At 42.2% G+C, this 20002-nt stretch carries 19 protein-coding genes and 1 other RNA gene; 11 read left to right on the top strand and 9 right to left on the bottom strand.

Annotation, left to right across the window (positions count from 1 at the left end):
- Window positions 1-90 precede the first annotated feature (90 nt).
- The gene (locus tag F0145_RS13995; protein ID WP_150089039.1) at window positions 91-819 is read right to left on the bottom strand and encodes an MlaE family ABC transporter permease; all 729 of its coding nucleotides are present in this window, start codon (window positions 817-819) and stop codon (window positions 91-93) included.
- Between the two features lie 87 nt (window positions 820-906).
- Between F0145_RS13995 and F0145_RS13990 the strand changes: the two genes are divergently transcribed.
- The 7 genes from F0145_RS13990 to gldC all read left to right on the top strand — a co-directional run bounded on the left by F0145_RS13990 (window position 907) and on the right by gldC (window position 7952).
- Window positions 907-1620 (top strand): SDR family NAD(P)-dependent oxidoreductase, encoded by a 714-nt coding sequence (locus tag F0145_RS13990; RefSeq protein ID WP_150089038.1) that lies wholly within the window; start codon window positions 907-909, stop codon window positions 1618-1620.
- 358 nt (window positions 1621-1978) lie between these two features.
- Window positions 1979-2689: an SDR family oxidoreductase gene (locus F0145_RS13985; RefSeq protein WP_150089037.1), complete on the top strand. Its 711-nt coding sequence runs from the start codon at window positions 1979-1981 to the stop codon at window positions 2687-2689.
- A gap of 55 nt (window positions 2690-2744) precedes the next feature.
- Entirely contained in the window at window positions 2745-3659 is a 915-nt protein-coding gene (gldA, locus tag F0145_RS13980; protein WP_150089036.1) for a gliding motility-associated ABC transporter ATP-binding subunit GldA, read from the top strand.
- A gap of 112 nt (window positions 3660-3771) precedes the next feature.
- A complete protein-coding gene (gldF, locus tag F0145_RS13975) occupies window positions 3772-4500 on the top strand; it encodes a gliding motility-associated ABC transporter permease subunit GldF (protein WP_150089035.1) in 729 nt (242 codons plus the stop codon).
- Window positions 4494-6197 (top strand): gliding motility-associated ABC transporter substrate-binding protein GldG, encoded by a 1704-nt coding sequence (gldG, locus tag F0145_RS13970; protein WP_150089034.1) that lies wholly within the window; start codon window positions 4494-4496, stop codon window positions 6195-6197. Before gldF ends, gldG begins: the two co-directional genes overlap by 7 nt.
- A gap of 170 nt (window positions 6198-6367) precedes the next feature.
- Complete coding sequence (dnaN, locus tag F0145_RS13965) at window positions 6368-7492, top strand: DNA polymerase III subunit beta (protein ID WP_150089033.1); 1125 nt, start codon at window positions 6368-6370, stop codon at window positions 7490-7492.
- A 115-nt stretch (window positions 7493-7607) separates the two neighbouring features.
- A complete protein-coding gene (gene gldC / locus F0145_RS13960; RefSeq protein WP_150089032.1) occupies window positions 7608-7952 on the top strand; it encodes a gliding motility protein GldC in 345 nt (114 codons plus the stop codon).
- 96 nt (window positions 7953-8048) lie between these two features.
- Here the strand turns inward: gldC and F0145_RS13955 are convergent, their stop codons facing one another.
- The 6 genes from F0145_RS13955 to F0145_RS13930 all read right to left on the bottom strand — a co-directional run bounded on the left by F0145_RS13955 (window position 8049) and on the right by F0145_RS13930 (window position 15794).
- Complete coding sequence (locus tag F0145_RS13955; RefSeq protein ID WP_150089031.1) at window positions 8049-8531, bottom strand: hypothetical protein; 483 nt, start codon at window positions 8529-8531, stop codon at window positions 8049-8051.
- 164 nt (window positions 8532-8695) lie between these two features.
- Window positions 8696-9232, bottom strand: coding sequence for a dCTP deaminase (gene dcd / locus F0145_RS13950; RefSeq protein ID WP_150089030.1), 537 nt, complete (start codon window positions 9230-9232; stop codon window positions 8696-8698).
- Between the two features lie 192 nt (window positions 9233-9424).
- Window positions 9425-10732: a glutamate-1-semialdehyde 2,1-aminomutase gene (gene hemL, locus F0145_RS13945; protein ID WP_150089029.1), complete on the bottom strand. Its 1308-nt coding sequence runs from the start codon at window positions 10730-10732 to the stop codon at window positions 9425-9427.
- Window positions 10733-10750: 18 nt separating this feature from the next.
- Entirely contained in the window at window positions 10751-12466 is a 1716-nt protein-coding gene (locus tag F0145_RS13940) for an ABC transporter substrate-binding protein (protein WP_150089028.1), read from the bottom strand.
- Complete coding sequence (gene guaA / locus F0145_RS13935) at window positions 12457-13986, bottom strand: glutamine-hydrolyzing GMP synthase (protein WP_150089027.1); 1530 nt, start codon at window positions 13984-13986, stop codon at window positions 12457-12459. Before guaA ends, F0145_RS13940 begins: the two co-directional genes overlap by 10 nt.
- A 164-nt stretch (window positions 13987-14150) precedes the next feature.
- Window positions 14151-15794 carry an ABC-F family ATP-binding cassette domain-containing protein gene (locus tag F0145_RS13930; protein WP_150089026.1) on the bottom strand — a complete coding sequence of 548 codons (1644 nt, stop codon included), beginning with the start codon at window positions 15792-15794 and terminating at the stop codon, window positions 14151-14153.
- A 168-nt stretch (window positions 15795-15962) separates the two neighbouring features.
- Here F0145_RS13930 and ffs point away from each other — a divergent pair.
- The 4 genes from ffs (at window position 15963) to F0145_RS13910 (ending at window position 17858) form a co-directional block, all read left to right on the top strand.
- Window positions 15963-16062: signal recognition particle sRNA small type (gene ffs / locus F0145_RS13925), an RNA gene on the top strand.
- 106 nt (window positions 16063-16168) lie between these two features.
- Entirely contained in the window at window positions 16169-16825 is a 657-nt protein-coding gene (fsa, locus tag F0145_RS13920; protein ID WP_150089025.1) for a fructose-6-phosphate aldolase, read from the top strand.
- 108 nt (window positions 16826-16933) lie between these two features.
- Window positions 16934-17137 (top strand): fructose-6-phosphate aldolase, encoded by a 204-nt coding sequence (locus tag F0145_RS13915; protein ID WP_146897912.1) that lies wholly within the window; start codon window positions 16934-16936, stop codon window positions 17135-17137.
- 4 nt (window positions 17138-17141) lie between these two features.
- Entirely contained in the window at window positions 17142-17858 is a 717-nt protein-coding gene (locus tag F0145_RS13910) for a cell division ATP-binding protein FtsE (protein ID WP_150089024.1), read from the top strand.
- 78 nt (window positions 17859-17936) lie between these two features.
- Here F0145_RS13910 and F0145_RS13905 read toward each other — a convergent pair whose 3' ends face one another.
- Together F0145_RS13905 and F0145_RS13900 are read right to left on the bottom strand one after the other, a co-directional pair.
- Window positions 17937-18749 carry a DUF6565 domain-containing protein gene (locus tag F0145_RS13905; protein WP_150089023.1) on the bottom strand — a complete coding sequence of 271 codons (813 nt, stop codon included), beginning with the start codon at window positions 18747-18749 and terminating at the stop codon, window positions 17937-17939.
- An 807-nt stretch (window positions 18750-19556) separates the two neighbouring features.
- Window positions 19557-19883 carry a hypothetical protein gene (locus tag F0145_RS13900; RefSeq protein ID WP_150089022.1) on the bottom strand — a complete coding sequence of 109 codons (327 nt, stop codon included), beginning with the start codon at window positions 19881-19883 and terminating at the stop codon, window positions 19557-19559.
- Window positions 19884-20002 lie beyond the last annotated feature (119 nt).

The raw sequence follows: 20002 nt of genomic DNA, 5'->3' as shown, positions 1-20002 counted from the left end.
CAGCAAAAGCCAGGTAAGTAAACTGCCCGGTTACTGAATAATTGCTTTTAAATTCAGAATATTGCCAATTATTTTTGTAAATATTATTGCTTACAACAACACATACGCACAAACAAAGTCGGCAATTAAAACCGCTATAATGCTGTTGGTAACGGCTTTGGTACTGGCTGCGCCTACTTCTAATGCGCCGCCTTTGGTATTATAGCCCAAATAAGACGAGATAGAAGATATTAAAAAGGCAAAAACAAAAGATTTTATTAAGGCAAAAACAATGTTGTAAGGAATAAACTCACTCCGCAAGCCTTCTACGTATTCCTGCGCCGATAAAGCACCCGATAAACTACCGGCTACATAACCGCCCAATATGGAAAGGGTCATCGCCAAAATTACCAGCAGCGGAAACATTAATAAAGAGGCAATGATTTTAGGCAAAACCAGGTAAGAAGCCGAATTTATACCCATAACTTCTAACGCATCAATTTGTTCGGTTATGCGCATGGTACCTAAACCACCGGCAATATTAGAGCCTACTTTACCGGCCAGTACAATAGAAGTAATGGTGGGAGCCAACTCCAGGATGGTCATTTCACGTACCATAAAGCCAATGGTAGAACGCGGAATTAAAGCATTGGTGAGGTTATAAGAAATTTGGACGCAGGTTACCGCCCCAATAAACGTAGATACAATACCTACAATAAACACGGAGTTAATGCCAATTAAAATAGCCTCGTCCATGGTTCGGTTAAATAAAATCCGGAACGATTCGCCCCGGCGTATTAATGTATTCAGAAAAAGTAAATAACTACCTAATGTTTTCATAAAGGGGATGTACGAAATAACTAAAATATCGGTGTCTATTTTGTTATGACTATATTACGGGGAAAATTGATAAACAACCTAACTAATATGGAAAAATATATATTGGTAACAGGCGGAACGAAAGGCATTGGCCGGGCAATCATCGAAAAATTTGCCGCCGATGGCTTTCATATTATTACCTGTGCCAGAACAGAGCGCGATTTAAAAGCACTTAAATTAAAAATTGAACAGCAATATACGTTTTCTAAAGTATTTTATTTGGCTACCGATATTGCCGATCCCATAGCCGTAGAAGCGTTTATTAATTATGTAAAAGGTTTAAAGGTTAAAATTGATGTTTTGGTAAATAATGCCGGCGTATTTATTCCGGGTAAAATTACCGAAGAAGATAGTACCGCTTTGCCGTTTATGCTGGATAACCATTTGTTAAGTGCTTACCGCATTACCAAAGGTTTGGTAGAGGATATGATGAAAAGAAAGTCAGGGCATATATTTATGATGTGTTCTACGGCCAGTATTACACCTTATACCAATGGCGGCTCTTATTGCGTAGCCAAATACGCCTTGTATGGCTTAACCAAAGTTTTACGCGAAGAACTGAAAAAACACGATGTAAAAGTAACCGCCATTTTACCCGGTGCCACTTTAACGGCCAGTTGGGAAGGCGTAGATTTGCCTGCCGAACGGTTTATGAAATCAGAAGATGTGGCTTGTGCCGTTAGCAATGCGTACGGTATGTCGGCCAGCACCGTAGTAGAAGAAATATTGATTCGCCCGCAGCTAGGCGATATTGAAAGTTAAAGTAGTGATTTACAAAATCTGGATTTACATATTACCTGATGGTACGCAAACTAAAGTGTATACTTTCAATTAGTTCTTAAAGCCTATCTCTGTCATTCAGGAGGAAACTATTTAGCAAGTAGCCAAATAGCTTCCTCCTGAATGACTTGAGTGAGGTTTAAGGAATAATATAAATTTATAAAATAATTAACTTAAAACCAGTTATTTAAAATATGGATATTTGATTTTATCGATGAATAATGTTTATAAAAAACAGTCTTTAACTTATTGTCTATTAGCTATAAAATTATACCATAAACACACCATAATTTGTCGGCATCAGTATTAAACGATGAACTCGAAATAAAAAAATAAAACTATGAATCTGGAAAACAAATTAGTAGTAATTACCGGGGTAAGTTCCGGCATTGGATTAGCAACAGCAAAGGCCGCTTTAGAAAAAGGCGCGACAGTAGCCGGTTGGGGCCGGCGCGCTGCCCCACTGGATCATCCTAATTTTTTCTTTGTTGAAGTAGATGTGCGTAAGCAAGATGCCGTAGAACGGGCGCAACTTCAGACAATAGAAAAGGCTGGTAAACCAATATCGGTGCTGGTAAATAATGCGGGTTTGGGTAAGCAAGGTTTATTCGATGAACAATCAGTAGAGGATTGGCACCTGATGTTTGATACGAATGTGCACGGGCTTTTTTATTGCACCAGAGCAGTTTTGCCCGACATGAAAAAGCAGGAGGAAGGGCACATTGTAAATATTGTGTCTTTGGCGGGTTTAAACGGCGTAGAAAAAGCATCGGGTTATTGCGCCACCAAATTTGCCGTACGGGGCATGTCGCAGGCTTTGTACAAAGAAGTGCGGGAGTTTGGCGTGAAAGTTACCTGCATTTACCCGGGTTCGGTTAACACCAATTTTTTCAGTGATTTTGATAATGCCACCGCTCCCGAAAACATGATGCAACCCGAAGATATTGCCTCAACTATTTTACACGCCTTGCAATCGCCGCCTAATTACCACCACGTAGATATTGAGGTGCGGCCTTTACAACCCAAAGGAAAACCCCAAAGACCCAAGTAATTTATCTTTATCTTTGCACGTTTTAAAACCAGGTTAAATCCCAGAAGAATATTTAATGTCGGTAGAAGTAAAGGGTCTTACAAAACTTTTTGGCAGCCAGCGGGCAGTTGATAATATTTCGTTTAAAGTAAACAAAGGGCAAATTTTGGGTTTTCTGGGGCCAAACGGCGCGGGTAAATCTACCACCATGAAAATTGCCACTTGTTTTCTGCCACCCACCGCCGGTACCATTCTGGTAAATGGTTACGATGTAATTACCGATCCTATTCAGGTAAGGCGGCAGGTAGGCTATTTGCCCGAGCACAACCCGCTTTACCTGGATATGTACGTGAAAGAATACCTGCAATTTGCCGGTTCGGTAAACGGCCTTAAAGGTAGCCAACTGAAAGCACGGACTGCAGAAATGGTAGACCTTTGCGGCTTAACAATTGAACAGGGCAAAAAAATAGGGTCTCTATCGAAAGGATACCGGCAGCGGGTGGGTTTGGCTCAGGCCCTGATTCATGACCCTGAAGTTTTAATTCTGGATGAACCTACCACCGGTTTGGACCCCAACCAGTTAAGCGAAATCCGCGGCTTGATTAAAAATATTGGCCGTGAAAAAACAGTTATTTTCTCAACGCATATTATGCAGGAAGTAACCGCCATTTGCGACCGGGTAGTAATAATAAACCAAGGAGCGGTAGTGGCCGATGCGGAGGTAAGAGAGCTGGAAAACTTAAATAAAAACGAAGTCCTGACTATTGCGGAATTTGAAAGCCCCATAGATATTAGTTTGTTTTCATCTATACCGGCAATTTCAAACGTCGAAACACTAACCAATAATAAATATCGGATTCGTTCTTTGCCCGGTCAGGATGTGCGTTCGGCAATATTTACTTTGGCCGGTAATCAGCAATGGAGCCTGGTTGGTTTACGGCAGGAAGAAAATTCACTGGAACAAATATTTAAACAACTAACCAGTAAATAAATTTAAAATTAGAAATTAAAAATTATGAATTATAAGTTCCTTTTTGACTTTAAGTTCTTCTTAAAAACGCCTTATCTCTAATTCATAATTTTTAATTCATAATTCAAAAACCATGTTTGCAATTCTGCAAAAAGAAATAAATAGTTTTTTAAATTCCATGATTGCCTACATTGTTATCGGGGTTTTTCTGGTAGCAATAGGCTTGTTTATGTGGGTCTTTCCGGAAACCAGCGTGCTGGAATACGGTTACGCCGATATGCAAACCTTGTTCAGTATGGCGCCTTGGGTTTTCTTGTTTTTGATTCCGGCCATAACCATGCGCAGCTTTTCCGAAGAAAAGAAAGCCGGTACGCTGGAATTACTCCTTACCAAACCTATTACGGATTTGCAATTAATTCTGGGCAAATACTTTGCTTGTTTGCTGCTAGTAATATTTTCGCTGGTGCCTACTTTGCTTTATTATTACAGTGTGTATTCGTTGGGTAATCCGGAGGGCAATATCGATTCGGCGGCGGTAACGGGCTCTTACATTGGCTTGGTTTTTCTAGCGGCTATATTTACCGCTATTGGGGTATTTTCTTCGGCCATTACAGAAAACCAAATTGTTTCTTTTATCCTGGCGGTATTTCTGAGTTTCCTGATTTATATTGGTTTCGATTATATTGCTACTATAGAAATGGGCGGCGATATACAATACATTATCAGTTCGTTAGGTATTTCTTTTCACTACAATGCTTTAAGTAAAGGCTTAATCGATTCGAGGGATATTTTGTATTTTTTAAGTGTAATTGTGCTTTTGTTGTTAGGAACTAAATTAGTGCTGGAGAGCCGGAAATGGTAGAAGAAAAAACAACCAGCGCCAGCACGTCCCGGAAAAAAAAGGATATTTATTTGTTTATAGGAGCGGTCGGCATTTTGCTGCTCCTGAATATTTTGCTGGCAAATGTATATTTCCGGGTAGATTTAACCGAAGACAAACGCTATTCTATTGCGCCGGTTACCAAGCAATTACTAGCCAATTTAAAAGAAGATATTACGGTCGATGTTTACCTGGCCGGCGATTTCCCGGCGCGTTTTAAACGCCTGCAAAATTCTGTGCGCGAAACGCTGGAAGAATTCCGGGTTTACTCCGATGACCGGGTTCAGTTTAATTTTATAAATCCCAGCAGCAATACTAATCCGGAAAAACGCAATAATTATTACCAGCAACTTATTGCCAAAGGTTTGCAGCCCACCAACCTGGTTTCGACGGAGGGTGATAAAACTGTAGAGAAAATAATATTTCCGGGCGGCATTGTTTCCAGCAAAGGCAAAGAAGTACCGGTAATATTTTTGAAAGGCAACCAGGCAGCGCCGCCCGACGAACAGCTAAACCAATCGATTGAAGGTTTGGAATTTGAATTGGCATCGGCCATTCGGCAACTTACCCAAACCCAGCGCAAGCGCATTGGCTTTATAGAAGGCCACGGCGAACTGGGGATGCTGGAAGCCGCCGATTTCATTACTACTTTACAAAAAACGTACGATGTATTCTGGGTCGATTTAACCAAAGTTAAAGATTTAAAAGCCCTGGATGCCGTTGTGGTAGCCAAGCCTTTGCTCAAATATTCCGAAGCCGAAAAATTCAAACTTGATCAGTTTATTGTTGGCGGCGGCAGGGCTTTATTTTTTATTGATCCGGTTAATATTTCCCTGGACAGTATCCGGACCGAAGGAACCGTAGCTTTACCGCTGGAACTGAATTTGCAGGATTTATTATTTAATTACGGGGTACGTTTAAACGGCAATCTGGTGCAGGATATTAATGCGGGCCAAATTCCGATGGTGGTAGGCATGTTGGGCAACCAGCCGCAAACCCAGCTTATGAACTGGCGTTATTACCCCATTATAAACGGGTTTAACAAGCACACTATTACGCGCAACCTGGATGCTTTGTACAGCAAATTTGTGAGTAACATAGATTCGGTGCGGGCTAAGAATATTAAGAAAACGCCTTTAATAGCAACGTCGCCTTACTCGCGGGTGGTGCAAATGCCGGCCAGTATAAATTTAAACGAGGCCCGCGTTCCACCTAAACCCGAAGAATTTACCGCTGGTCCGCAGGTATTGGGTTATTTACTCGAAGGCCAGTTTCGTTCGGTGTTTGCCAATCGCCCGCTGCCAGCCGGTATTACAAACGTAAATATTCAAAGTGAAGGCAAGCCAAGCAAATTGGTAGTGGTAGCCGATGGTGATTTAATCCGGAACGAAGTAAACCCTAAAACCAAACAACCTTTCCGGTTGGGCTTCGACCGTTATTCCGGCGCGACTTACGCCAATAAAGATTTTGCTACCAATGCCGTAGATTATTTACTAGATGAAACCAATCTGGTTTCGTTGCGGGCAAAAGAAATTGTACTCAGGCCGCTGGATAGAGTTAAGGCCAAAGAAGAAAAACAAAAGTGGCAATTAATTAACCTGGTATTGCCTTTAATTTTGCTGGTCAGCTTTGGTATAGGGCGTTATTACCTCCGCAAACGGAAATATGCCGGTTCTTAATAGTTAAGCGTCCAGCTTATTTTCTAAAAGATTATTTTTAATTATTAGGTAAATTAACCTAATTTGCTTCATCAAAATAGCGGCAAAAGATTGGTTGCTTACTGGCCCCTGCGGTTTAGTTAATAATTCCCTGATAAAGATTAATTTAAAAATATAAACGACTGATCGGAATGAAATTTATTGTATCGTCTTCGGCTTTATTAAAACAGCTACAGAGCATCAACGGTGTTATTGCCTCTAATCCGGTTGTTCCCATTCTGGAAAACTTTCTTTTCGAGATAAACGATGGTACCCTCACCATTACGGCCAGCGACCTGGAAACGTCGATGATAACCGAAATGCACGTAGAGGCAAAGGAGAATGGCCGGATTGCTGCCCCTGCCCGTATTTTACTCGATACGTTGAAGAACTTACCCGACCAGCCGGTAACTTTTACCATCGATGAAGAAACTTATACCATTGAATTAAGTTCCGCCAACGGCCGCTACAAACTTTCCGGCGAAAACGCCACCGATTTCCCGCGGGTACCGGTGGTAAAAAGCAACAACTCCATTGAAGTGCCATCTAATTTGCTGGCCCGGGCGATTAACAAAACCATTTTTGCCGTTAGTACCGATGAGTTGCGCCCCGCCATGACCGGTATTTTTGTGCAGCTAAACGATAACAATATTACGTTTGTAGCCACCGATGGCCACCGTTTGCTGCGTTATCGCCGGTTCGATGTTCCGACTGGTAATTCGGCTTCTATTATTATTCCGCGCAAAGCGTTTACTTTATTGAAGGCTACGTTGCCGTCCGAGCCTACTACGGTGCGGGTTGAGTTTAATACTTCTAACGCGTTTTTCAGTTTTGAGAACATCCGGATGGTTTGCCGCCTGATTGATGAGCGTTACCCGGATTACGAAAACGTTATTCCGGCCCAGAACCCGAACCGGTTGGTAATTGACCGCTACGATTTATTAAGCTCTATTAAGCGTATTTCAATTTATTCAAATAAGACCACGCACCAGGTTCGGTTGCGGATTGCCGGCAGCGAACTGCATGTTTCGGCCGAAGATTTAGATTTCTCGAACGAAGCTAACGAGCGGCTTTCGTGCCAGTACGACGGCGAAGACATGGAGATTGGCTTTAATGCCCGCTTCTTAATTGAGATGCTGAATAATATTGATTCCGACGAAATATCGCTGGAACTTTCTACGCCTAACCGGGCCGGCTTGCTTATGCCAACTTCTAACGATGAAAGTGAAAATATTCTGATGCTGGTAATGCCGGTTATGTTGAATAATTACGTGTAAGTTTAAAATATCGCTATAACAGAAAAGGGGAGGAGTTCCCCTTTTTTTGTGTTCTTACTTCTGGTATTACCCGGCTTTTACTTTACCTTTGCGCAAAAATTTAGGTAAAATTGTCATGAAAAAATCAGAAATATATTTCAGCGTAGCCCTTGATGATCAGAATATTCCGGAAGCCATTAGCTGGCGGGCCACTGATGCCGGTGAACAAATACATTTTGCGAAAGCTATAAATATTGCCCTTTGGGACCGCAACCAGGAGGGTACCATGAAAATGGATCTTTGGACCAAAGACATGCCCGTTGACGAAATGAAGCATTTTTATTTAGATACCATTGGGTCTATGGCCCAAACCATTTTAACCGCCACCGGCGACGAAGTAATGGCAAAAAAAATGCGGGCCTTGTGTGAGGAATTAGGAAAACACCTGGAAGAAGAAGGTCAGGTACAACCACAACAATAATCTGCGTATACTTAGCCCTGTTTTATTAAAAAAAAGGCCTCACTTTATTAGAAGTGAGGCCTTTTTGTTTACTGCCTTAATATTGGGGCAATAATATTATTTAGAATCATCGGCAGAAATAACAGCGGTAGTCTTTTTAACCGGAACTACTTTTGTTTCGCCTACTGGTAAAACAGTTTTATTTTGTTTACCCGCAATGGTGGGTTTAGCCCCAATTTGGGCAGCAAAATCTTTGTCGTATTTATAATATTTACTACGGGCGCCGTAATACATGCTATATTGGTCAGAACTCAAGAAGCTTTCTAATTCCTGATCACGCTCTTTACAAACACCCAAACAGTTTTTATCAACCAAAGCAGGGTCACTGGCATATTTCTTTTCGATGTCAACCATTTTGCTAACCTTCTCTTCGTTTATTTCGCGTAAACGGTTGGCCTGATAATTATTCAGTTTTAATTCCTGAATCATGTGGTCCGACAAACGTTTAGCTCTTTCGGCTGCTGTACCTTTGTTATCTTGAGCTATGGCACTAAAGGCCGAAACAAAAACCAGGCAGGACATTACAATTATCTTTTTCATATCTTTATCTTAGTTTAGGTTCAGTACTGGCACGACTACTTAAAAACACCCGTTAGGCTAAAAAAGTTGCCGCTTACTATAAAGCATACGAAAACGCCAGCAGTAATACCTAAAATATTAAAAGTAAAATTGTAAATTTTCTAAGGCAATAAATATTGGTGTTATTACCATTTATTCTTCCACATCATTGATTCAACGGGTTTTACGGTGCGTTCGTTGTATTTGGCAGAAGATTTCTTGTTGTATAAATTTTCTATTTCGCCTTTTACTTCAAAGTAAATTAATTGCCCAATGGGCATACCATAGTAAACTTTTACTTGCTGCGTAACCGAAATTTCTAAAGTCCAGGTGTTGCAGAAACCTACATCGCCTTTACCGGCTGTAGCATGAATATCAATGCCTAAACGTCCTACACTGGATTTACCTTCCAGAAAAGGAACATGGGCATGCGATTCGGTATATTCCTGGGTTACACCTAAATACAAAGTGTTGGGCTGCAATACGAATCCTTCGTCAGGTATTTCAAATACGGCTATTTCGTTGTGTTTACGGGCATCAATAATAGGGTCTTTGTAAGTAGCTAAATATTTGCCTAAATGCACATCGTAAGAGTTGGTACCCAAAAAAGCGCGGTCAAAGGGTTCTATTAAAATATTTCCTTTGGCAATCTGGGCTAGTATCTCTTTATCAGTTAAAATCATGGGGTGCTGCTAGTATCTTATGTAAAATTATAAATAATTAGTTATTATCAAATCGCCGGGTTAAGGCTAAATTCAAGCCACATGGGTAAGAAGCTAAATATTGGCTTGCGTGCTGCTTATAGAAGAAACCTGCTGCTAAAGCAAAAAAGCTCCGGTTTAAGGAGCCTTTTTAAAATATTATATGTGCTGTTGCTAGCGTTGATTTTTAAGTTCCTGCAACGATTCAAAATTAGCTTTTAAATATTTATCGGCGAGTTCGTCGGTAATAGCGGTAGAGATAAACAATGTTTCGAACTGGGAAGGAGCCAGGTAAATTCCGCGGTTCAGCATATTGTTAAAATATTGCCCGAATAACTTCAGGTCCGATTTTTTAGCCGATTCGAAATCTGTAACGGGCTGGCGGGTAAAGAATATACTGAACATAGAGCCGACCCGGTTAATGGTATAATTTAAGCCCAGTTTATCCATGTTCTCGCGCATGCCGGTTACCAGCTTATCCGAAATATTTTCTAGGTAATTATAAACTTCGTCGTGTTCGTTTAAGTAGCGCAGCATGGCTAAACCGGCTGCCATGGCTACCGGATTGCCCGATAAAGTACCCGCCTGGTAAACTGGTCCGGCCGGCGCTACGGCATCCATAATGTCTTTCCGGCCACCGTAAGCGCCTACCGGAAAACCGCCCCCAATAATTTTACCCAACGTAGTCATATCCGGCATAACGCCAAAACGTTCCTGCGCACCGCCTTTGGCCAACCGGAAACCGGTCATTACTTCATCGAATATTAAAACAATATTTTCTCTGGTACAAATTTCCCGTAAACCTTCCAGAAACCCGCGCACCGGCGCTACCAAGCCCATATTGCCTACTACCGGCTCAATAATAATGGCGGCAATTTGCCCTGGAGCAGCTTCTACGGCTTGCTTTACGGCTTCTAAGTTATTGTAAGGCACCGTAATGGTATCTTGCGCTACGCCTTTGGTTACGCCGGGGCTATCGGGTACGCCCAAGGTAATAGCGCCGCTACCCGCCGAAATTAAAAAAGAATCGCCGTGGCCGTGGTAACAACCTTCGAACTTAATAATTTTATCGCGGCCGGTAAAGCCGCGCGCTACCCTAATGGCCGACATTGTGGCTTCGGTGCCAGAGTTTACCATCCGCACTTTTTCAATGGAAGGAACCATGCTGATAATTAACTCCGCCATTTCAACTTCGCGGCGGGTAGGAGCGCCGTAAGAAAAGGAGTGGGGCAATACTTCTTTTACCGCATCCTGCACCATTTCGCAGGCATGGCCCATAATCATGGGGCCCCAGGAATTAATTAAATCCAGGTAATCGTTGCCGTCTTCATCGTACAAAAAAGCACCTTTGGCCGATTTCATAAAAACCGGGTTGCCGCCCACGGCTTTAAAAGCCCGGACTGGCGAATTTACTCCACCCGGAATAAGCTCCTGGGCCTGCTCAAATAATTTAAGGCTATTAGAATTAGATCGTTCGTTCATGCAATAAATAAAAGTTGATTATTTAAAAACCGGATTCACTACGTTTAACTGCAGATTATCCAGCTTTAATAAAGGAATATATTGGTTATCGCGCTCAGCGGTAAAGCCAATGCCTTGAAAAAAAGCGCCCGATATAGGGCCTTCGGTAGCGAGGGTACTGTTAAAATGAGCCCCGTGCCGTGCCAGAATATTGCCAAAATAATAAAGCAAATCGAAACCGGTGTAAGCATATACCGAAGGCGGAATATGGTAGCGAGCCGAATAATCTTTTTTAAACTCCCGAACCGTTGGCAAAGAGGTATCTACAAACTTAGGACTTAAAAAATAAATTTCCTGATTATCTAGTTGGTTCAGATTTATTTGGCTAACCTCCAGCCAGGAAGAAAAGGTAATAACCGGAATTTTATTGTTCAGACGTTCGAGGGTACTAATGGTGTTTACCGCTACCGGCATGCTGTTGGAGGCAATCATTAAATGACCAACATTGGCAAAATCGACGCCGGTATATAAACCGGAAGCGGTACTGCTGGGACTAACAGCTTTCGATAATAAAACTTTACCGCCGCGCTTTTCAAATTCTGACCGGTAAACCCGCGCAAACTCCATGCCGTCGGTGGTGTTGCTGTAAACAATAACCGCACCTTTGGGTCCGAAATTATCATAGGCAAAATTGGCGCTTTTACGGGCCTGCGTAGCTATTGAAGGCTGAAATAAATAGAGGTAAGGATTGTTGCGGATTAAACTAATATCATCTGATAAGGGGTTTACCGCAATAATCTGGTGCTGTTGAGCAAAACGCGATATAATTTTATTAGCCGATTTATAAACGGGGCCAATAATTAAATCCATGTTGGCCATTTCGGGTAAATTAAGAACCTTTTTTACCCGATTGGTATCGGCGGGAGCATCGTAGGCATATAAGTTTAAAATAATGTTGTTACGTGCCAGGGAGTCTTTAGCCATTTGCATACCGGCGTATAAATCCGAAACAAACTGGTTTTTGCGTAAAGCCTGGGAGCTGTTGGGCTCGTTTAAGCCAAAAGGCAGCAGCACCGCCACATTATACTGGGTTTTACGGCCGCTGGCCAAAGCCTTGCCCGAATATTTCTTTTTATCGAGTTTAAATTTAGAAACAATATTTTCCAAAGTTTCTTTATCTGCTTCGGTGTACCAACCGCCGGCTAATTTATCGGCGTAAACAACAGCTAATTCGCGGTCATCGGGGTACTGACGGTAAAGCTGGGTAAAAACGTCTTTTTCAGTTATGCGGGGCAGGTAAAGGCTTTTAATTTGCGCTTTTTCATCATCAAATTCTTTGGCCTTAATCGCCTCTAACAAGGCCATAGCTTTGGCATTATCTTTTTGTTCAAACGCAATCGCAGCACCCACGTACCGGGCTTCATCCAGATTTTCCCACGCCGGGAATTGCTGCAACAACTGATCGATGCGGCCGCCCGCTTCCCGGATGCGTTTGGCATTTAAAGCCGCTACACTATATAAATAAAGTGCCTGCGGTAAATTCCGGTAATTTTTTTGCGCATTCACCACCGGCACAAATTCGGCCATCGCCATTTCATATTTTTGCTGATCCAGGAGCAAACGCCCGTTTTGCAGTCGCGTATCTAATTCTCCGGCCGATTGCGCTATTACGGTTACGGGTAAGAACAAAAAAGCCAGCCAGTAAATTACCGGCCTGGCTTTTAAGAAAGAACATTGATACATTTTTATTCCCATTCGATGGTGGCAGGGGGTTTGGAACTAATATCGTAAACCACCCGGTTTACGCCTTTCACTTTATTTATAATTTCGTTAGAAACATTCGCTAAAAACTCATACGGCAAATGCGCCCAGTCGGCTGTCATGCCATCAACGCTAGTTACGGCCCGCAGGCTTACCACGTTTTCGTAGGTACGTTCGTCGCCCATTACGCCCACCGTTTGGATGGGCAACAAGATAGCGCCGGCCTGCCATACCTCGTTGTATAACTCATACTTACGTAAGTTAGAAATAAATATATGATCTACTTCCTGCAGCACAGCTACTTTTTGCGGGGTAATATCGCCAATAATCCTAATCGCCAAACCAGGCCCTGGAAAAGGATGGCGGCTCAGAATCAAGTCATCAATTTTAAGGGTTTTTCCTACCAACCGCACTTCATCTTTAAATAAAGCCTTGAGGGGCTCTACTACTTTCAGCTTCATAAAGTCGGGCAGACCCCCTACGTTGTGGTGCGATTTAATGGTAGCCGATGGCCCTTTTACCGATACCGACTCAATTACATCGGGGTAAATGGTGCCTTGCGCCAGCCATTTTACATCGGTCAGCTGGTGCGCTTCGTCATCGAACACTTCTATAAAGACCCGGCCAATGGCTTTGCGCTTTAATTCAGGGTCTGAAATGCCGGCCAAAGCACTGTAAAACCGGTCGCGGGCATCTACGCCTTTCACGTTTAGGCCCATGTGCTTATACGATTCCAAAACCGTTTCGAACTCATCTTTGCGGAGCAAGCCGTTGTCTACGAATATGCAGTACAAATTTTTACCAATAGCCTGGTGAATGAGCATGGCCGCTACCGACGAATCTACACCGCCCGATAAGCCTAAAACTACTTTGTCGTCGCCAATCTGGTTTTGCAGATCCGCTACTGTGGTTTCAATAAATTGGTCGGGCGTCCAGTCCTGGGAGCAAGCGCAAATATGTACCACAAAATTCCGCAATACCGTTTTACCTTCGGTGGAGTGCGTTACTTCCGGGTGAAACTGAATGCCGTACGTTTCTTCGTCGGCTATTTTATAAGCGGCCACCGCTACCGAATCGGTGCTGGCAATAATTTCGAAATTGCCCGGAATATGTTTAATGGTATCGCCGTGCGACATCCAAACCTGCGAACCAATGGTAATTTCTTTCATCAGGCGGCTCGTGGCATGCACCTCACCCAAACGGGCCCGGCCGTATTCCCGGATGGTTGAAGGCAAAACTTCGCCGCCATTTTCGTGGGCCAGCAACTGGGCCCCGTAACAAACCCCCAATACCGGCACCTGGCTGCGGTACTGGCTAATGTCCGGGTTAGGATGGTCGGCATCGCGCACGGAGCAAGGGCTACCCGATAAAATCAGCCCTTTTACGTCCGGGGTGAGTTCCGGTAATTTATTATAAGGAAATATTTCGCAGTAAACATTGAGCTCGCGCACCCGACGGGCAATTAACTGGGTGTATTGCGAGCCAAAATCGAGGATGATAATTTTCTCTGGCATGCGCAAAATTAAACACAGATTTCCGCAGATTAAAGGATTTACCAGATTCTTTTACCAAACAATATTTTTACAACAATATTATTGATGAATTTAAAATAAAAATACCACTCTTCGGAAGCAAATTCCCGGGAGTGGTATTCCGAAATATTCAGTAAAAAGAAATTTTACTTAGCGGTGGTTCTTTCTATCTCGCGCAGATTTTCCATTTTTTTATTGCGCAAAAAGCCGTTTATGTCTTCGAAATGTTCTTTGATGCGCTTATTACCAAACTCAAAAACTTTTTCGGCTAAGCCATCCAGGAAATCGCGATCATGCGACACCAATATTAAAGTACCATCGAAAGCTTTGAGGGCATCTTTTAAAATATCCTTGGTTTTAATATCTAAATGGTTGGTAGGCTCATCCAGAATTAAAAGGTTAACCGGCTGCAACAACAGTTTTATCATAGCCAGACGGGTTTTTTCACCGCCCGAGAGCATTTTAACTTTTTTATCGATGGCATCGCCGCTAAACATAAAGGCGCCCAGAATATCTTTTATCTTCGTCCGGATTTCGCCAATTGCAATCTGATCGATGGTTTGGAAAATGGTTAATTCGCCGTCGAGCAAAGCCGCCTGGTTCTGGGCAAAGTAACCAATCATGCAGTTGTGGCCCAGTTGCAGTTTGCCGTCATAGTCAATTTCGCCCATAATGGCTTTTACCAGCGTCGATTTTCCTTCGCCGTTTTTACCCACAAAAGCTATTTTCTGGCCGCGTTCAATCACCAATGAAGCATCTTTAAACACCGTGTGGTCGCCGTATTTTTTAGTAAGTTCTTCGGCTATAACCGGGTAGTTGCCGGAGCGGGGAGCCGGCGGAAATTTCAGGTTCAGGGCCGAGGTGTCTACTTCGTCTACTTCTACCAGTTCAATCTTTTCGAGCATTTTAACCCGCGATTGTACTTGCAAAGTTTTAGAGTAAGTGCCTTTAAACCGATCGATAAAGCCCTGAATCTCGGCAATTTCTTTTTGCTGGTCGTCGTACTGCTTTTGCTGTTGTTCGCGGCGTTCTTTGCGGAGTTGTAAATATTGGGTGTAAGTAACTTTGTAGTCGTAAATACGACCCATTGTTACTTCAATGGTGCGGTTGGTAATATTATCTACAAAAGTTTTATCGTGCGAGATAACAATTACGGCTTTGGCATTATTTACCAGAAAATCTTCGAGCCACTGAATAGATTCAATATCTAAGTGGTTGGTAGGTTCATCTAATAATATTAAATCGGGTTGCTGCAGCAATATTTTGGCTAATTCTATGCGCATGCGCCAGCCGCCGCTAAATTCTTTGGTAGGGCGGGTAAAATCAGCGCGCGAGAAACCCAAACCTTTCAGCGTTTTTTCTACTTCAGCATCAAAGTTTATTTCTTCTATGGAGTAATATTTTTCGCTTAGCTCCGATACCTGCTCAATAATGGCGTAATATTCTTCAGATTCGTAATCGGTGCGGGTTTCCAGTTGGGCATTCAGCTCGTCCATTTGCTTTTTCATATCCAATATTTTAGCAAAGGCTTTGGCTGCTTCCTCAAAAACAGTGCTGTTGTCTTCGGTAAGCAAGTGCTGGGGCAAATACGCAATTACCGCTTCTTTGGGGGCCGAAACTTTACCCCGGGTTGGTTTGCTTTCGCCGGCAATAATTTTTAGAAGGGTAGATTTTCCGGCCCCGTTTTTACCCATCAGGGCAATCCGGTCGTTTTCATTAATATTAAAAGAAATATCTTTAAATAAGGCCGAACCATTAAATTCAACCGAAACCGCGTCAACTGAAATCATATATATTTAAAATAAAGGCGCAAAGATATTATTTATTTTACCACTTTTCCTGGGCTTTTTAAGCCTGTTTACAAATTACTTAAGAACTAAATAATTAATCTTAACAAGAGCCTAACAAAATATTCTGCTGAATAATTTTTGCGGAATGAAAATATTTCCTACTTTTGCATCGGCAAATCGGTACGGCCAGCTCCTATTGAACTCCCCCAGGCCCGGAAGGAAGCAAGGGTAGATGGTTGAGCGGCGCGATACTCGGTTTGCCACTTTTTTTTGCCCTTTTCGCAACGATTCCCGTTCAGAATTTCTCCTGCTATATTCTTTTAAAACCCAAGATATACCTTAGCTTTGTGGTTTGAACCCATAAAACTTTTTGTATGAAATTTTTTATTGATACTGCCAACCTTAAAGAGATTCAGGAGGCCCACGATTTAGGCGTTTTAGACGGTGTTACCACCAATCCTTCGCTTATGGCGAAAGAAGGAATCAGCGGCCACGATAATGTAATGGCCCACTACAAAGCTATTTGCGATATTGTGGATGGTGATATCAGCGCCGAAGTAATTGCTGTTGATTATGAAGGTATTATCCGGGAAGGTGAAGCTTTGGCCGAACTGCACAATAATATTGTGGTAAAAGTGCCCATGATTAAGGATGGCGTAAAAGCTATAAAATATTTCTCCGACAAAGGTATCCGCACCAACTGTACGTTAATATTTTCGGCGGGTCAGGCTTTATTAGCCGCCAAAGCCGGCGCTAGCTACGTATCGCCGTTTGTGGGTCGTTTAGACGATGTTGGAACCGATGGTTTGCAGCTAATTCAGCAGATTGTACAGATTTACGATAACTACGGCTTCCAGACCGAAGTATTAGCCGCTTCGGTGCGCCACGTAATGCACTTGTTGCAGTGCGCCGAAATAGGAGCCGATGTGGTTACTTGCCCGCTGAACGTAATTACCTCGTTGCTGAACCACCCTTTAACCGATAGCGGTTTAGCCAAATTCTTAGCCGACCACAAAAAAGTAAACATTTAGGTTAATTAAGAATTATAAATTAGAAATTATGAATGCCTCTAAACTTATTTCAGTTTGCAGAGGCGTATATAATTTCTAATTCATAATTTCTAATTCATAATTACATAAATGTACATCATAAAAGTTAAAGGCAAAGCCAAAATTCCGGATTACATACAACTGCGCGATGAGCATTTTGTGCTGATTGCTTATTTTCGGGCCGATCGTCCGCTTAAGAATATTGAGCGCTACGGCTTGGCCGGAAAAGAAGAAGCATTGGCCGAGGTAATCCAAAACCTGGAATTTGGCAAGTTGCAGAAATTGGAAATTTAAAAGCATGGAATTTTCTTCTTCGCCGGTAGTAACGTTAAGAGATGTAATTATTTACCAGGATGTAAATACTGTATTAAACCAGGTAAATTTTGAGATAGAAAAAGGCGAATTTGTGTACCTGGTAGGTAAAACCGGTAGTGGAAAAAGCTCATTGCTGAAAACCCTCTACGCCGATTTGCCTTTGCGCAGCGGCTTGGCCCAAGTAGCCGGGTTTAAAATATTTAAAATCTCCCGCGACCAGATTCCGTACTTGCGGCGCAAAATCGGGATTGTATTCCAGGATTTTCAGTTACTCACCGACCGGAATGTAAACGAGAACCTGACTTTTGTACTAAGAGCCACCGGCTGGAAAGAAAAGTCAAAAATCAAAAACCGTATCTCGGAGGTGCTGATGCGGGTAGGAATGGGGGCGGCAGGTTCTAAAATGCCTCACCAGTTATCGGGCGGCGAGCAACAACGCATTGTAATTGCCCGTGCTTTACTAAACGAACCGGTTATTTTACTCGCCGATGAGCCAACCGGTAACCTGGACCCAGACGTAGCCAAAGGTATTATGCAGATATTTCTGGAGATAAATAACTCAGGTACCGCTGTATTAATGGCTACGCACAACCACCACATTATTCAGCATTACCCAAAACGGGTACTTAAATGCGAAAATGGGCAGGTGTTAGATTCGGTGCGTAATAATTTTACTTTAACCGATAGTTTCGAAATCTGATTTATTAAATTTTCATAAAACAAAAGAGCCTTAGCTAATTAACTAAGGCTCTTTTGTTTTATCAGATTAGGCAAAATATTAATCTAGTTTATTATCTACTTTTTTTACGGCTTTTTTGGTTCCGGATTTGACTTCTGAGCCAACTTTTTCAGCGGCATTACCCACTTTTTTGGCGCTCGCTTTAGTAGCATCTTTTACATCAGAAGCAGCTTCTTTTACGTGAGGTGCCGCAAGCGTAGTGCCTTTGATGGCTGCGTACTTGGTCTTGGCTTTCGCAATTTCGTATTTGTCGTTGCTCGTTAATTGGTCTTCTATTGCTTCCCGGCGCGTTTCCAAAGCGGCGTAAAAAGCATTAATGGTTTGCCAATCTTCCTTGGTATAGCTGTCTTTATTCTCCTGCAGCCTCGAAACAAAGTTTTCGAAAGCTACCCGAACGCTGGTAGCCGGCATTAAACTAATACTGGTGGTGTTAAAATCAGCGGCTACGCCGCCGTTGGTAGAGGTGGCTGACATTTGCGCTTTGCTGGCCAGGCGAGCTTCGCGCGCACTTTCTTGCTGTTCCCGAAATGTTTTGTACCGGTTTTTTAAAGAGGCAATCTCTGCTTTACGTTCCTCGTTCCACTTATCTGCGTACAACTCCAGTTTACTTTCTTTTTCTTTGTATGTTGTCTCAATATTGGCCGTAGCTTCGCGCCACTTATCGGCTGCGTCAATAACTTCATCGCTCACCGAATTCTCGACGCTGGCCACATAGTTTTTAAAATCAGAGAAAGCTTCTTCGCTGGCGGCCGATATTTCTTGTTGTTTAGTTGATGTACAACTTATACCGGTACAAACCAAACTCCCCAGGAGCAGGTAAGTAAAGGCGTAAATATTTATTAGCTTTTTCATAATTCTGTTATAGGTTAAATTTTATACTTTTCCGTGTTGATTAACTTAGATAATACGATTTTAAACACCATAAGTTTTATGTAAATATTTAATAACCTTGTTGTTAATTAAAATGCAGAATAAGGATTTTTTGATTTATATTTGATAAGAAACTAATATTTATTAAATGGAAATAATTTATACCAATGCTTATTAACGATATTCCATAAGTAGCCTAGTCTTTCTGTTTTTCTTTTAAAAGATTGCATCTTTCAAGGCCCAAGTGCTAACTGTTTTCAAAAGCCTAAGTAGCCTCCCGGCCGGCGGGCCCCGTTTGGTCATTCGGGCTGTCTAAGCTTGTTTTCCTCGTACCTCGGAATGCTACGCACCACAACCTTAGAAGGCCCTCACTGCCCAAACTGCTGTAGTTTGCTCTGTAGCTACTGCTTTTCTATAAATCATTATTAAAAGTCAATAACCAAGCCAGCGCAACAAAGCAAATTCGCAATTTCCCGGTTCGGCGGAGTTCCTTCCCTAATTTAAGGAAGGTGCCCGGAGGGCGGAAGGGTTAAGCTACTCCAGCAGAAAAGCCTCACCGGCAAAAGCTTAAAAGGCCACAAAAGCACCACTAGATATCAAAGAACCTTTACTTTAAAATAATAACTGAATCCCCTTCCTATGGAATATTATTGGTGTTAGTGCAGCGTTAATTAAAGATTGAAACTTACCTTTGACAGCAATATTTACTTCATAAAAAAAGTCTTACCTAATTACCAGGTAAGACTTTTTAATTGCTGTAAGCAGCAAAAAATATAGTATTGGTTAGATTTAATCTACAGCATCTTTTGCTTTATGGGCTCCTTTTTCGGCTGTATTCTTAACGGCTTTGCCGGCTTTTTTAGCACCTTTGCCGGTAGCTTTAGCACCGCTTACGGCTAAATCTTTCGTGCCTTTACCTACACTTTTCGCACCACTGCCAACTTCGTTTACGCCTTTTTTGGCTCGTTGCTTATTGGTTATGGTATCCTGCGTAACCGAAGTGAAATTATTTTTATTGTTTAGCAGTGCATTGTCTAGGGTAGTTGCCTCAGCAGCGGATATATTTACCATTCCTGCAAAAAAGAGGGCTGGTAAAAATTTTAACATCTTTTTCATCTCTTCAATCTCCTTAGTTTAAAATTAGATTTTCACTTGCTTGTAACGCTTCTAAGGCCGGAGGGTTACAAATGATTATAAACCTGATTTAAACATTTCAGAAAAAATCCAATAGAGAA

The organism is Adhaeribacter rhizoryzae (assembly GCF_008629685.1).
Taxonomy (GTDB): domain Bacteria; phylum Bacteroidota; class Bacteroidia; order Cytophagales; family Hymenobacteraceae; genus Adhaeribacter; species Adhaeribacter rhizoryzae.
This window is presented reverse-complemented; position numbering and strand designations above follow the sequence as displayed.